At 60.6% G+C, this 13,085-nt stretch carries 13 protein-coding genes; 8 read left to right on the top strand and 5 right to left on the bottom strand.

Annotation, left to right across the window (positions count from 1 at the left end; translation table 11 throughout):
- Nucleotides 1-18: 18 nt before the first annotated feature.
- Together V6607_RS04335 and V6607_RS04330 are read left to right on the top strand one after the other, a co-directional pair.
- A complete protein-coding gene (locus V6607_RS04335) occupies nt 19-363 on the top strand; it encodes a pentapeptide repeat-containing protein (protein WP_008436884.1) in 345 nt (114 codons plus the stop codon).
- 201 nt (nt 364-564) lie between these two features.
- Entirely contained in the window at nt 565-837 is a 273-nt protein-coding gene (locus V6607_RS04330; RefSeq protein ID WP_003212140.1) for a TfoX/Sxy family protein, read from the top strand.
- A gap of 249 nt (nt 838-1,086) precedes the next feature.
- Here V6607_RS04330 and V6607_RS04325 read toward each other — a convergent pair whose 3' ends face one another.
- From V6607_RS04325 to V6607_RS04315, 3 genes are read right to left on the bottom strand one after another with little or no spacing between them, the layout of a single operon-like run.
- The gene (locus V6607_RS04325; protein ID WP_134325723.1) at nt 1,087-1,854 is read right to left on the bottom strand and encodes a heme ABC transporter ATP-binding protein; all 768 of its coding nucleotides are present in this window, start codon (nt 1,852-1,854) and stop codon (nt 1,087-1,089) included.
- Nucleotides 1,854-2,891, bottom strand: a complete 1,038-nt coding sequence (locus V6607_RS04320) for an iron ABC transporter permease (protein ID WP_134325722.1) — start codon at nt 2,889-2,891, stop codon at nt 1,854-1,856. The genes V6607_RS04325 and V6607_RS04320 overlap by 1 nt, the downstream gene beginning before the upstream one ends.
- Complete coding sequence (locus V6607_RS04315) at nt 2,888-3,766, bottom strand: ABC transporter substrate-binding protein (protein WP_102368088.1); 879 nt, start codon at nt 3,764-3,766, stop codon at nt 2,888-2,890. Before V6607_RS04315 ends, V6607_RS04320 begins: the two co-directional genes overlap by 4 nt.
- A gap of 207 nt (nt 3,767-3,973) precedes the next feature.
- Between V6607_RS04315 and V6607_RS04310 the strand changes: the two genes are divergently transcribed.
- Nucleotides 3,974-4,291 (top strand): Rieske (2Fe-2S) protein, encoded by a 318-nt coding sequence (locus V6607_RS04310; protein ID WP_003212149.1) that lies wholly within the window; start codon nt 3,974-3,976, stop codon nt 4,289-4,291.
- On the opposite strand, the gene sfsA is transcribed toward V6607_RS04310, so the two are convergent.
- Together sfsA and V6607_RS04300 are read right to left on the bottom strand one after the other, a co-directional pair.
- Nucleotides 4,288-5,001 (bottom strand): DNA/RNA nuclease SfsA, encoded by a 714-nt coding sequence (gene sfsA, locus V6607_RS04305; RefSeq protein ID WP_003212151.1) that lies wholly within the window; start codon nt 4,999-5,001, stop codon nt 4,288-4,290. The two genes, V6607_RS04310 and sfsA, sit on opposite strands and share 4 nt — an antisense overlap.
- Entirely contained in the window at nt 5,001-6,173 is a 1,173-nt protein-coding gene (locus V6607_RS04300; RefSeq protein ID WP_102604513.1) for a pyridoxal phosphate-dependent aminotransferase, read from the bottom strand. The genes sfsA and V6607_RS04300 overlap by 1 nt, the downstream gene beginning before the upstream one ends.
- Before the next feature lie 321 nt (nt 6,174-6,494).
- Between V6607_RS04300 and dksA the strand changes: the two genes are divergently transcribed.
- From dksA to V6607_RS04275, 5 genes are all read left to right on the top strand, one after another.
- Nucleotides 6,495-6,929, top strand: a complete 435-nt coding sequence (gene dksA / locus V6607_RS04295) for an RNA polymerase-binding protein DksA (protein WP_003212154.1) — start codon at nt 6,495-6,497, stop codon at nt 6,927-6,929.
- An 84-nt stretch (nt 6,930-7,013) separates the two neighbouring features.
- Nucleotides 7,014-7,901, top strand: a complete 888-nt coding sequence (gluQRS, locus tag V6607_RS04290) for a tRNA glutamyl-Q(34) synthetase GluQRS (RefSeq protein WP_134325721.1) — start codon at nt 7,014-7,016, stop codon at nt 7,899-7,901.
- Nucleotides 7,902-7,963: 62 nt separating this feature from the next.
- A complete protein-coding gene (locus V6607_RS04285; RefSeq protein ID WP_003176118.1) occupies nt 7,964-8,140 on the top strand; it encodes a hypothetical protein in 177 nt (58 codons plus the stop codon).
- On the top strand, nt 8,124-11,078 hold the full coding sequence (locus V6607_RS04280) for a sensor histidine kinase (RefSeq protein WP_023659379.1): 2,955 nt from the start codon (nt 8,124-8,126) through the stop codon (nt 11,076-11,078). Before V6607_RS04285 ends, V6607_RS04280 begins: the two co-directional genes overlap by 17 nt.
- Nucleotides 11,079-11,100: 22 nt before the next feature.
- Nucleotides 11,101-12,540 (top strand): sigma-54 dependent transcriptional regulator, encoded by a 1,440-nt coding sequence (locus V6607_RS04275; protein ID WP_003212159.1) that lies wholly within the window; start codon nt 11,101-11,103, stop codon nt 12,538-12,540.
- Nucleotides 12,541-13,085: the final 545 nt, after the last annotated feature.

Below are 13,085 nucleotides of genomic sequence, written 5' to 3'. Positions count from 1 at the left end.
AACACGGGAGTCGCCATTGTGAGCCAGCCGAAGCTACTTGATACCCCGCTGTACGCGCTTCTGCATAAAGATGATATCCGCGGCTTCAACCAGGAGCGTCCGAAAGACGGCACCATCGATATGCGCGGTGGCGACTTTCGCGGCCTGGACCTGCGCGACCTGAATGCCGAGGGCGTCGATTTCACCGACGCTTATTTCCGCTCCGCCGACTTGCGCGGCCTGGATTTGCGTGACTGCCCACTGGAAGGCGCGAGCCTGGCGCACGCCCAGATCTCCGGCACTTATTTCCCCCCTGAGTTAAGCGCCGACGAGATCCTGATGTCCGTCAATTTCGGCACACGCCTGCGCTACCGCACACGCTAAACCGCTGCATCAGCTCCCGGCTACGCACAAGGTACCGGGGGCTTCACCCTTTCCTACGCTAACCCCCCCCCCGCCTGTCTTAGAAGCTTTTAGGTCGTTGCCGACCAAAGAACTACGCTTTTCCTACTGAGCGCTACACTCCTTTCAGGCTTGCCTGGTCACGATACCCACCGAACCATTCGGCCGTCGCAAGGAGGCTTGATGAATGATGAGCTGCAACACCTGAAAAACCTTGGCAAGACGTCGGCGCAATGGCTGCATGCGGTGGGCATCCACAGTGCGTCCGACCTACGCCGCCTGGGGGCAGTCGACGCGTACCGTGCCGTACGCACCCGCGGTTTCAGGGCATCCAAAGTGTTGTTGTATGCCATTGAAGGCGCGCTGATGGATGTGCACTGGAATGACATTCCCGTTGAACGCAAGGAAGCTTTAAATCGTCAGCTGGACGCTCTGACGGCACGCCAAAAGAATTGAGATGCCAACTTGCACCCGCGTTTACGGGGATTCCAAACAGAAGTTTGAGGAAATTCGAAGAGACCGCAAAAACAAATGTTGACTCTCAAATGAGAATCGTTATGATTATCACAACTGGTCGCGAGATCAGCCGATAACTGAAAGACCATTGGTTCGGACTCTCAGATTATCTCCTCATCAGGCTAATCACGGTTATTTGACCCGGCTCTTGCCGGGTCTTTTTTTGCCCATAAAAAACTGCGGCGATTTTCAGCGGGCAATGATCAACGGATGGCCGCGCTCCGGATGCGGCTGCACCAACACATCCAGCCCGAATACCGCCTTCAGCGGCTCAGGCCGCAACACCTGTGCCGGTGTGTCCAACGCATGGGGCCGGCCATCCTCCAGCAACAGGATGCGATCACAGTAGCGCGCCGCCAGGTTCAGGTCGTGAAGGATCACCAGCACCGCCGCGCCACGGTCGGCAAAGCGGCGGATCGCCTGCAAGGTGGTGTGCTGGTGCAGCGGGTCAAGCATTGACGTCGGCTCATCCAGCAACAAGGTCTGCCCCGCTTCACCCGGCCATAGCTGCGCCAGCACCCGTGCGAGGTGCACACGCTGCCGCTCGCCGCCCGACAACGCCAGATAGCTGCGCCCGCTCAAATGGCTAACGTCGGCAGCCTGCAAGGCAGCATTGATGATTTCATCGTCACGCACCCGGCCCGTCTGATGAGGCAAGCGCCCCATGCCCACCACCTCTTCGACGCGAAAGGCAAAGTCCAGGGTCGAGGTCTGCGGCAACACCGCCAGCCGCTGGGCACGCTGCGCTCCGCCCCAGTCTTTCAACTCACGCTGATCTAGCCACACACGGCCTTGGTCGGGCTGCAACTCGCCGCATAACGCACCGAGCAATGTACTTTTTCCCGCACCGTTGGGGCCCAATACGCCGAGCACTTCTCCTGGCAACAGGTCCAGGGTGATGTCCGCCAGCACAGTTTTGCGCCCACGGCAGATCTGCAGGTCTTCTACTCGCAGCATCAGGCGCGCCCTCGTAACAACAGGTAGAGGAAAAACGGCGCACCGATAAACGCGGTAACAATGCCGATCGGTAATTCCGCCGGCGCCAAGGCCATGCGCGCCACCAGATCGGCAAACAACAGCAAACTCGCCCCCGCCAGCACCGAGGCTGGCAGCAGCACCCGATGATCCGGCCCCGCCAGCAGGCGTACCAGATGCGGCACCACCAGCCCGACAAAGCCGATCATCCCCGCAGCCGCCACGGCCGCGCCCACGCCCAGCGCGGTGCAGAACACCAGTTCGCGCTTGAGGCCTTCAACATCAATGCCCAAGTGACTGGCTTCCGACTCACCCAGCAGGAGTGCATTCAGCGCCTTGGCCCGGCGCGGCAGCCACAGTGCTACGCCGGCGCTGACCAGCAGCAGCGGCCATAAGCGCGAGTAGCTGGCGCCATTCAGGCTGCCCAGGTTCCAGAACGTCAGGGTGCGCAAGGTAGCGTCATCTGCCAGGTAGGTGAACAGGCCCACCGCCGAACTGGCGAGCGCCGTCAGGGCGATACCCGCCAGCAACATGGTCGCGACGTTGGTTTGGCCGTTGCGCCGCCCCAGGCGATAGACCAGCGCTGTTACCCCCAAACCGCCGAGGAAGGCACACAACGACAGCAGATAAGGCCCGAGTGCATCCGGCAAACCGCCAAAAAACGAACCACCGACAATCGCAATCGCCGCGCCCAACGCTGCACCGCTGGAAACCCCGACCAACCCGGGATCAGCCAATGGATTGCGAAACAGCCCCTGCATTGCAACGCCGGAAAGCGCCAGAACCCCACCGACGGCCAATCCCAGCAACGTACGCGGCAGGCGAATCTGCCCGAGGATCAACTCCGCCTGCTCCAGGCCTTGGGCCTCGATTGGCACACCCATCAAGCGTAAGGCTGCCCGCAGTGTGTCCATTAACGGCAAACTCACCGGCCCCAGGGCCAATGACAACCAGATCGCCAATACACACAGCAGACTCAAGCCGATAAACAGGGTTCGCGGTTTAACCAGAGTGGTCATGGGGCGGTATTAGCCTGAGACGGATAGAACCCGGCAGACAGCCTCACCAGGCTTTGCGGCAAGCGTGGCCCAAGCCCACCCACCAGCAGCGTCGGGTCCAGTTCATAGACGCGTCCATTCTTGGCCGCTGGCGTCGAAGCCAGGATCGGGTTTTCCTTGAACAACGCGGCGCGGGCCGCATCCCCGGTCAAAGCGCGATCGGCAAACACCAGCACCTCAGGATTGAGCCCCGCCAGCGACTCTACGGAAAACGGCTTGTAACCATCGTGGGTCGCCAGGTTATGGCCGCCGGCCTGCTGCAACATCCAGTCAGCCGCCGTGTCTTTGCCCGCAATCAGCGGTTTGCCGCCGGCATGTCCCAGCAGCAACAGCACTCCAGGCGCCTTTTGAGTGGCCTGGGCCTTGGCCACCCAGTTCTTTTGTTGGTCAAGTTGTTGCTGATAGTCACTGAACAGTTCTGCAGCCTTCGCTTCGTTACCCAGCAGCTTGCCCAAATGCTGAAGGTTGCCCTGCAGCGTCGGCAGATCCGGCTCGGCTGAAAACAGCTCCACTTTCACACCGGCATTGCGGATTTGCGCCAACACCGGTGGCGGCCCCATTTCCTCGGTGCCCACCAGGATTTGCGGGCGCAGGCTCAGAATGCCTTCCGCCGACAACTGACGCTGGTAACCAATGCTCGGCAACGCCTTGAGGGATTCCGGATGCTGGCTGGTGGTATCCACGCCCACCAGCTTTGACTCACCGCCCAGGGCCGTCACCCATTCCGACAACGCACCACCGGCGCTGACCCAGCGTTGTGGCAGTTCAGAGGCCTGGGCCCCAGCGTTGACCAGCAGTCCGACAACGAGCGCGATAGCACTGGCACTCAGGCGCATAAAAGGGTTTCCTTCCAAGGGGTGAGCCCGCTGAAACACTCGCAATGTGACAGATCAAGGCTGCCCGACATCGTACAGAGCGCCCAGTCAGCTTACGGGCGAAGCCGGCATTTGATAATTGTTTGCATTTGCACGTCAAGCACCGGGCTCTGCGGCAAAAACCAGGATAGCCTTACAGCCCGCAAACGGCGGCACTTAAGGATCGATATGAAGTTTCTCTGCGCCTCCAGCGAACTCGCACCCAACGCCAGCCTCGGTTTCGATATCGACGGCCGCAAGCTGTTTGCCGTGCGCCGCGAAGGCATTGCCTACTTCTATATCAACCGCTGCCCACATCGCGGGGTGCCGCTGGAATGGCAGCCGCACCAGTTTCTCGACCCCAGCGCCAGCCTGATCCAGTGCGCCACCCATGGCGCGCTGTTCCTGATCGAAAGCGGTGAGTGCGTCGCCGGCCCTTGCGCCGGCCAGAGCCTGACAGCCCTGCCCGGCCGCGAGGACGAACAAGGCCTGTGGGTACAACTCTAGTCGCCGAGCAATACTTCCAGCCGGCGATCGACGCAGATTTCCTCTGACGTCACTCGCACGCCATAGGCCAGCACCTCGACGCCCGCCGCCTTGGCCTCACGCAACGCTGCCGCATAACCTGCATCAATTTCTTCGGCAGGACGCACCGCATCGATCCCCGAGAGGTTGACGCAGTACAACTGCACTGCCCGTACACCCTCACGCGCCAGATGCGCCAGCTCACGCAGATGCTTGGCACCGCGCTGGGTCACGGCATCGGGAAACGCCGCCGTCGAGGTCCCGTCAAACCCGAGGGTGACGCTTTTGACTTCGACATATGCCGCGCCCGCCGGGTAGTCCAGGCGGAAATCGATCCGGCTGTTTTCCTGGCCGTAGGCGACTTCGCGTTTCAAGGCAGTAAAGCCATTGAGCTCGGTGATAACCCCCGCGCGCAGCGCTTCTTCAACCAACTGATTGGCCCGCGCCGTGTTCACACACGCCAGGCGCCCTTGTGGGGTTTCGCTGATTTCCCAGGTGCCCGGCAGCTTGCGCTTGGGGTCATTGGAGCGGCTGAACCAGACCTGGCCACCTTCCACCATGCAGTTGAACATCGAGCCGGTGTTCGGGCAGTGAATGGTCAACAACTCGCCGGTAACGGTTTCGATATCGGCGAGAAATCGCTTGTAGCGGCGGATCAGCCGGCCTTCTTCAAGGGGAGGATTAAAGCGCATCAGCCTTGCCAACTCCGCAGGCCGCGGGCAATCCGTTCAACGGCTTGCTGTAGGCGATCAAGGTTTTGCGTGTAGGCAAAACGCACATGGTGACCGGCTTGATAACGGCCGAAATCCAGGCCCGGCGTGAACGCAACGTGCTCGGTTTCGAGGAAGTGCCGGCAAAACGCGAAGGCATCGCCGCCGAATGCGCTGATATCGGCATACAGGTAGAACGCGCCTTCCGGCTCCACGGCAATACCGAAACCCAACTCGCGCAGCGCTGGCAGCAGGAAATCGCGACGCCGGCCAAACTCGGCCCGGCGGTCTTCAAGAATGTTCAATGTTTGCGGGGTGAAGCAGGCCAGGGCCGCATGCTGGGCCATGCTCGGCGCGCTGATGTAGAGATTCTGCGCCAGCTTCTCCAGCTCACCCACCGCAGCAGGCGGCGCCACCAGCCAGCCCAGGCGCCAGCCGGTCATTCCGAAATACTTCGAAAAACTATTTAGAACGAAGGCTTCATCGTCAACTTCCAGCACGCTGGCGGCATCGGTGCCGTAGGTCAGGCCGTGGTAGATCTCATCCACCACCAAATGCCCATTGCGCGCCTTGATGGCGCTCGACAACCCCGCCAACTCGTCCCGCGTCAGGATGGTGCCGGTAGGGTTGGCAGGCGAAGCGACCAACGCGCCCACGCTGTCCTGATTCCAATGGCGCGCCACCAGGTCGGCGGTCAGTTGATAACGCACCTCGGGGCCCACCGGGACCAGTTGGGCCGCGCCCTCCACCAGCCGCAGGAAGTGGCGGTTGCAGGGGTAGCCTGGGTCTGCCAGCAGCCAGTGCTTGCCGGGATCCACCAGCAGGCTGCTCGCCAGCAACAAGGCTCCCGAGCCGCCGGGTGTAATCAGAATTCGCTCGGGATCGATGCTCAACCCGTAGCGCTGCTGGTAGAAACCGCTGATGGCTTGCCGCAACTCCGGTAGCCCGCGGGCCGCGGTATAGCGGGTCTTGCCATTGGCCAGCGCCGCCTGCCCGGCCTTGATGATGGGTTCGGCGGTGGTGAAGTCCGGCTCGCCGATTTCCAGGTGAATCACGTCGTGACCGGCGGCCTGCAATTCATTGGCCCGCGCCAGCAACGCCATGACATGGAAAGGTTCGATAGCGCGGCTGCGCGCACTGTAGGGCTGAGCCATTAGCCTTCCTTAACTCTGAGGACAAACCCCGATTCTACCCAACCCGCCGCGCAAAACCTGCTCTATTGCCCCAAGACATGTAGCAAGCACGGCAAGCAACTACCTGCAAAACAGCTAAAATCAACATTCGAGACCGTACAAGCCCGCCCTGCTGGGGCCTGCGGCGGTTTGCAAGCCTCAGGAGACGGTGCCTCGACAACCGGGAGTGGCGCACCCCGAATCTATCTGGTAAGTTCGCCCGCTTGCAGCCGCAGGGCCGGCAGGTGTCGGTGATGTTGCAATCCTGCGCAATGGATTAGAAGAGTGAGAGGCGGTCCATTCATGCCCACCCAAGCAAAGCAACAGAGCATCAGCGGCTTCCAACCCTACGTCGAGGCGAAGGGTGAGGAATACATGGGCAAGCCCATGCGCGAACACTTCTCCAAGATCCTGAAGCAGTGGAAACAGGACTTGATGCAAGAGGTTGACCGTACCGTTGACCATATGAAGGACGAAGCGGCCAACTTCCCGGACCCGGCAGACCGTGCCAGCCAGGAAGAAGAGTTCGCCCTTGAACTGCGCGCCCGTGATCGCGAGCGCAAGCTGATCAAGAAGATCGACAAGACCCTGCAACTCATCGAAGACGAAGAGTACGGCTGGTGCGAGTCCTGCGGCGTCGAGATCGGTATTCGCCGCCTGGAAGCGCGTCCTACCGCCGACCTGTGCGTGGACTGCAAGACCTTGGCTGAAATCAAGGAAAAACAGGTCGGCAAGTAATCACTGCCGGGCTGGACAAATGGGGCGTGCGAACGCCCCATTTTTGTTTCTGGCGTTTGCTGGTTTTCCAGTAATATCCGGCCCATGACAGCCTCCTCCTATATCGGGCGTTTCGCCCCCACGCCCAGCGGACACCTGCACTTCGGTTCCCTGGTCGCCGCCCTCGCCTCCTACCTCGACGCCCGTGCCAATCAAGGCCGCTGGCTGATGCGCATGGAAGACCTCGACCCGCCACGGGAAGAACCCGGCGCCCAGGCCGCCATCCTGAATGCCCTGGAACGCTATGGTTTTGAATGGGACGGGGAGTTGGTCCGACAAAGCGAGCGGCACGATGCCTACGCTGAAGTGCTCAACCGCCTGTTCAATCATGGCCTGGCCTACGCCTGCACCTGCTCGCGCAAGCAACTGGAGCCCTATAACGGGATTTATCCGGGACTGTGCCGCAATGCCGGGCATGACCAGCAAGATGCCGCCATCCGCCTGCGAGTACCGGAGCTGGAGTACCACTTTACCGACCGCGTACAAGGCGAATTCCGACAGCATCTGGGTCGCGACGTAGGCGACTTCATCATCCGCCGTCGCGACGGCCTGTATGCCTACCAACTGGCGGTAGTCCTCGATGATGCCTGGCAAGGTGTGACCGACATCGTGCGTGGCGCCGACCTGCTCGACTCCACGCCGCGCCAACTGTATCTGCAAGAACTGCTGGGCCTACGCCAACCGCGTTACCTGCATGTGCCGTTGATCATCCAGCCGGACGGTAACAAGCTGGGCAAATCCTACCGCTCACCGCCCTTGACCACTGACCAGGCCACGCCTTTGCTGTTAAGAGCACTGCGCGCCCTGGGCCAGCCGGCGGGCGACGAACTGCACCACGCCAGCCCACGGGAACTGCTGGATTGGGGCATTGAACACTGGGATGCCGCACAGATCCCGCGCACACTCACGCTGGCCGAAGCGCAATTGCGCTGAAGGCGCTTGCAGCTTGCGAGCCATCCGTTACCATCGCCGCAGTTTTTCAATCAGAGGCCAACATGTACATCTATCGATTGGTCCTGCTGCTGGTCGTCGGGATCTACCTGTTTTCTCCCGCCATCATGGATTGGTGGATCGACGCCACAGGCGCCTGGTACCGGCCCTATCTGCTTTGGCTGATTCTGATCGTCGTGACTTTCATCCTGCAGAGCCAAAAAGATGCCGATGAGCTTTAGCCTGACCGAGATGCTGCTGATCAGCGCCGCCTACCTGGCCGCGTTGTTCGGGGTAGCCTGGATCAGTGAACGCGGGATGATTCCGCGGGCGATCATTCGCCATCCATTGACCTACACCTTGTCCTTGGGCGTGTACGCGAGTGCCTGGGCGTTTTATGGCACCGTGGGCCTGGCCTATCAGTACGGTTACGGCTTTCTGTCCAGTTATCTCGGGGTGTCCGGCGCGTTTTTGCTGGCGCCAGTGCTGTTGTATCCGATCCTGAAAATCACCCGCACCTATCAGTTGTCGTCCCTGGCCGACCTGTTTGCGTTCCGTTTTCGCAGTACCTGGGCCGGTGCACTGACCACGATTTTCATGCTGATCGGCGTGCTGCCGTTGCTGGCATTGCAGATCCAGGCCGTGGCCGACTCCATCAGCATCCTCACCCGCGAACCGGTGCAACACCGCGTGGCATTGAGCTTCTGCGCACTGATCACTCTGTTCACGATTTTCTTCGGCTCACGGCATATCGCCACCCGTGAGAAACATGAAGGACTGGTGTTTGCGATCGCGTTTGAATCGGTGATCAAGCTGATCGCCATCGGCGGTGTCGGTCTGTATGCGTTGTATGGCGTATTCGACGGCCCGCAACAGCTGGAACTGTGGCTGCTGCAAAACCAGACCGCCCTGGCCGCACTGCACACGCCGTTGCAGGAAGGCCCATGGCGCACGCTGCTTTTGGTGTTCTTCGCCTCGGCCATCGTGATGCCGCACATGTACCACATGACCTTCACCGAAAACCTCAACCCGCGCTCGCTGGTCAGCGCCAGCTGGGGCTTGCCGCTGTTCCTGCTGTTGATGAGCCTGGCGGTGCCGCTGATCCTGTGGGCCGGCCTGAAACTTGGCGCCACCACCAATCCCGAATACTTCACGCTGGGCGTGGGTATTGCCGCCAACAGCAAATCCCTCGCATTGCTGGCCTATGTCGGCGGATTATCGGCCTCCAGCGGGCTGATCATCGTCAGTACCCTGGCGCTGTCGGGGATGGCGCTGAATCACCTGGTGCTGCCGCTCTACCAGCCGCCGGCCGAAGGCAATATCTACCGCTGGCTGAAATGGACCCGCCGGGCCCTGATCGTCGCGATCATCATGGCCGGCTATGGCTTCTACCTGTTGCTGGGTGCAGAACAGGACCTGGCCAACCTGGGGATTGTCGCCTTCGTCGCCACCTTGCAGTTCCTGCCGGGCGTGCTGTCGGTGCTGTACTGGCCGACCGCCAACCGCCGAGGCTTTATCGCCGGTTTGCTCGCCGGGATCCTGGTATGGACCGTGACCATGCTGCTGCCGCTGGTGGGCAACCTGCAGGGCTTCTACATCCCGCTGCTGAACATGATCTACGTGCTGGATGACACCAGTTGGCACATGGCGGCAATTGCCTCGCTGGCGGCCAACGTGCTGATGTTCACCCTGATCTCGCTGTTCACCAACGCCAGCCCCGAAGAAACCAGCGCCGCCGAAGCCTGCGCAGTGGACAACGTCCGTCGCCCGCAACGCCGCGAACTGCACGCCGCCTCACCCCAGGAATTCGCGACGCAATTGGCCAAGCCGCTGGGCGCCAAGGCCGCACAAAAGGAGGTCGAGCAGGCCCTGCGCGATCTCTACTTGCCGTTCGACGAGCGCCGGCCTTATGCCCTGCGCCGCCTGCGGGACCGTATCGAAGCCAACCTCTCCGGCCTGATGGGCCCGAGCGTGTCCCAGGACATGGTCGAGACCTTCCTGCCCTACAAGGCCGGCGGCGAAAACTACGTGACCGAAGACATCCACTTCATCGAGAGCCGGCTGGAGGATTACCACTCCCGCCTCACCGGCCTTGCCGCCGAACTCGACGCCCTGCGCCGCTATCACCGCCAGACGTTGCAGGAACTGCCGATGGGCGTCTGCTCCCTGGCCAAGGATCAAGAGATCCTGATGTGGAACAAGGCCATGGAAGAGCTTACCGGCATCGCCGCCCAACGTGTGGTGGGCTCGCGCCTGAACACCATTGGCGACCCGTGGAAAGAATTGCTCCAGGGCTTCATCAACCTGCCCGACGAACACTTGCACAAACAGCACCTGGCGCTGGATGGCCAGACCCGCTGGCTCAACCTGCACAAGGCCGCCATCGACGAGCCACTGGCGCCCGGCAACAGCGGCCTGGTGCTGCTGGTGGAAGACCTGACCGAAACCCAGATGCTCGAAGACAAGCTGGTGCACTCCGAGCGCCTGGCCAGCATCGGGCGCCTGGCCGCGGGTGTGGCCCATGAAATCGGCAATCCGATCACCGGTATCGCCTGCCTCGCGCAAAACCTGCGGGAAGAGCGCGAAGAAGACGGCGAAATCATCGAAATCAGCGGGCAGATTCTCGAGCAGACCAAGCGTGTTTCGCGCATCGTGCAGTCGCTGATGAGCTTTGCCCACGCGGGCGCCCATCAGAATCACGACGAAGCGGTGTGCCTGGCCGAAGTGGCCCAGGATGCCATTGGGCTGCTGGCCTTGAACCGGCGCAATTTCGAAGTACAGTTCTTCAACCTGTGCGACCCGGAACACTGGGTCGACGGTGATTCACAACGCCTGGCCCAAGTGCTGATCAACCTGCTGTCCAACGCCCGCGACGCATCGCCGGCCGGCAGCGCAGTACGGGTCAAGAGCGAGGCTTTCGAGCACACGGTCGATCTGATCGTCGAGGACGAAGGCAGCGGCATTCCACAGAACATCATGGATCGATTGTTCGAACCCTTCTTCACCACCAAGGATCCGGGTGAAGGTACCGGTCTGGGCCTTGCACTGGTCTATTCCATCGTTGAAGAGCATTATGGACAAATCACCATCGACAGCCCGGCTGACACCGAAAGCCAACGCGGCACCCGTATTCGGGTGACCTTGCCGCGTCATGTCGAAGCGACGTCCGCTGTGAACTGAGACCGTCGAGAGAGTTGAATCAATGCCGCACATTTTGATCGTCGAAGACGAAACCATTATCCGCTCTGCCTTGCGTCGCCTGCTTGAACGTAATCAGTACCAGGTCAGCGAAGCCGGCTCGGTGCAGGAAGCCCAAGAGCGTTTCAGCATTCCCACGTTCGACCTGATCGTCAGTGACCTGCGTTTGCCAGGCGCCCCCGGCACCGAGCTGATCAAGCTCGGCCAAGGCACTCCGGTGCTGATCATGACCAGCTACGCCAGCCTGCGCTCGGCCGTGGACTCCATGAAGATGGGCGCGGTGGACTACATTGCCAAGCCCTTCGACCACGACGAAATGCTCCAGGCCGTAGCGCGCATCCTGCGTGACCGTCAATCGGCCAGCAGCGCACCGGCTGAACGCCCGGCAGCGGGCAAGGCCGCCAATGGTTCTGAAAAACCCGGTATTGATAACAGTAACGGCGAAATCGGCATCATCGGCTCCTGCCCACCCATGCAGGACCTTTACAGCAAGATCCGCAAAGTGGCGCCAACCGACTCCAATGTACTGATCCAGGGCGAGTCCGGCACCGGTAAAGAGCTGGTGGCCCGCGCCCTGCACAACCTGTCCAAACGCGCCAAGGCACCGATGATCTCGGTGAACTGCGCGGCGATCCCCGAATCCCTGATCGAATCCGAATTGTTCGGCCATGAAAAAGGCGCCTTTACCGGCGCCAGTGCTGGCCGTGCGGGTTTGGTTGAAGCCGCCGACGGCGGCACGCTGTTCCTCGACGAGATTGGCGAACTGCCGCTGGAAGCCCAGGCACGCTTGCTGCGGGTACTCCAGGAAGGCGAAATACGTCGCGTCGGTTCGGTACAGTCGCAAAAGGTCGACGTACGACTGATTGCGGCCACTCACCGTGACCTGAAGAGCCTGGCCAAGATTGGCCAGTTCCGTGAAGACCTTTATTACCGCCTGCACGTGATAGCTCTCAAACTGCCGGCCCTGCGTGAGCGCGGCGCCGACGTCAACGAAATCGCCACGGCCTTCCTGGCGCGCCAGAGTGCGCGCATCAACCGTACCGACCTGAAGTTTGCTGCCGATGCCGAGCAGGCGATTCGTCACTACTCCTGGCCGGGTAACGTGCGGGAGCTGGAAAACGCGGTAGAGCGTGCGGTGATTCTGTCGGAGAGCCCGGAAATTTCCGCCGAGCTGCTGGGGATCGATATCGAGCTCAGCGACCTGGATGATGATGACTTCATCGGTTTGCCACCGCAGCAAGGTGGCGGCAGTAACAACAGCCACGAGCCGACAGAAGATTTGTCACTGGAAGATTACTTCCAGCATTTCGTGCTGGAGCACCAGGACCACATGACCGAGACCGAACTGGCGCGCAAACTGGGCGTCAGCCGTAAATGCCTGTGGGAACGGCGCCAGCGCCTGGGTATCCCGCGGCGCAAGACCGGGGTTGCCAGCGAAAGCTGAGTGGGCTGCCCCCACAGGTAACACCCGCAGATGTGAAAAAACTGTTACCGCTGATTTTTCACGTAACAAAAGCCGGGGCTTACGGTAACGAAGCCCCGGCTTTTTTTCGCCTTCAAAAAACCTGAAAACGCCCCGAACCCCTTATTTTGCTGGGCCTCGCAAAAGTTGGCACGCACCCTGCTATATGCTTAGTACAAAAACAATAACAAGCAAATGTACAAGACAATAAAAATAAGACGAATCGACTCACGCATAACAAAAACAACACGGCGGAGGCGCAGCTAACTGATTCTTTTGGAGAGGCGTTGCATTTGGGGCTTGCCCCGCAACCAGGCCGAGAACAACAAAAACTGCCCTAAGGCAGAGCCTGAACTGGTTGGATCGTAGATCAGCAACACAGCGACCAAAGCAATCCGTTTGCTCTTGGCTCCCGATTGGGAGTGTCATGAAGGTGAAGCTTCATGGCGAGGGCGATCAACAAAAACAAGAAGCCCGAAACCAATAATAAAAATAGAGCACGCAACTACTTCTGGGGGAGCTTCGGC

The sequence above is a fragment of the Pseudomonas sp. KK18 genome (genome assembly GCF_037094675.1).
Taxonomy (GTDB): Bacteria; Pseudomonadota; Gammaproteobacteria; order Pseudomonadales; family Pseudomonadaceae; genus Aquipseudomonas.
The sequence above is the reverse complement of the archived record's forward strand: the minus strand, read 5'-3'. Positions and strand labels throughout refer to the sequence as shown.

Coding starts and splice junctions, on each gene's coding strand:
- V6607_RS04330 (WP_003212140.1), top strand. CDS start 565: ATGAATGATGAGCTGCAACACCTGAAAAACCTTGGCAAGACGTCGGCG.
- V6607_RS04325 (WP_134325723.1), bottom strand. CDS start 1,854: ATGCTGCGAGTAGAAGACCTGCAGATCTGCCGTGGGCGCAAAACTGTG.
- V6607_RS04320 (WP_134325722.1), bottom strand. CDS start 2,891: ATGACCACTCTGGTTAAACCGCGAACCCTGTTTATCGGCTTGAGTCTG.
- V6607_RS04315 (WP_102368088.1), bottom strand. CDS start 3,766: ATGCGCCTGAGTGCCAGTGCTATCGCGCTCGTTGTCGGACTGCTGGTC.
- V6607_RS04310 (WP_003212149.1), top strand. CDS start 3,974: ATGAAGTTTCTCTGCGCCTCCAGCGAACTCGCACCCAACGCCAGCCTC.
- sfsA (WP_003212151.1), bottom strand. CDS start 5,001: ATGCGCTTTAATCCTCCCCTTGAAGAAGGCCGGCTGATCCGCCGCTAC.
- V6607_RS04300 (WP_102604513.1), bottom strand. CDS start 6,173: ATGGCTCAGCCCTACAGTGCGCGCAGCCGCGCTATCGAACCTTTCCAT.
- dksA (WP_003212154.1), top strand. CDS start 6,495: ATGCCCACCCAAGCAAAGCAACAGAGCATCAGCGGCTTCCAACCCTAC.
- gluQRS (WP_134325721.1), top strand. CDS start 7,014: ATGACAGCCTCCTCCTATATCGGGCGTTTCGCCCCCACGCCCAGCGGA.
- V6607_RS04285 (WP_003176118.1), top strand. CDS start 7,964: ATGTACATCTATCGATTGGTCCTGCTGCTGGTCGTCGGGATCTACCTG.
- V6607_RS04280 (WP_023659379.1), top strand. CDS start 8,124: ATGCCGATGAGCTTTAGCCTGACCGAGATGCTGCTGATCAGCGCCGCC.
- V6607_RS04275 (WP_003212159.1), top strand. CDS start 11,101: ATGCCGCACATTTTGATCGTCGAAGACGAAACCATTATCCGCTCTGCC.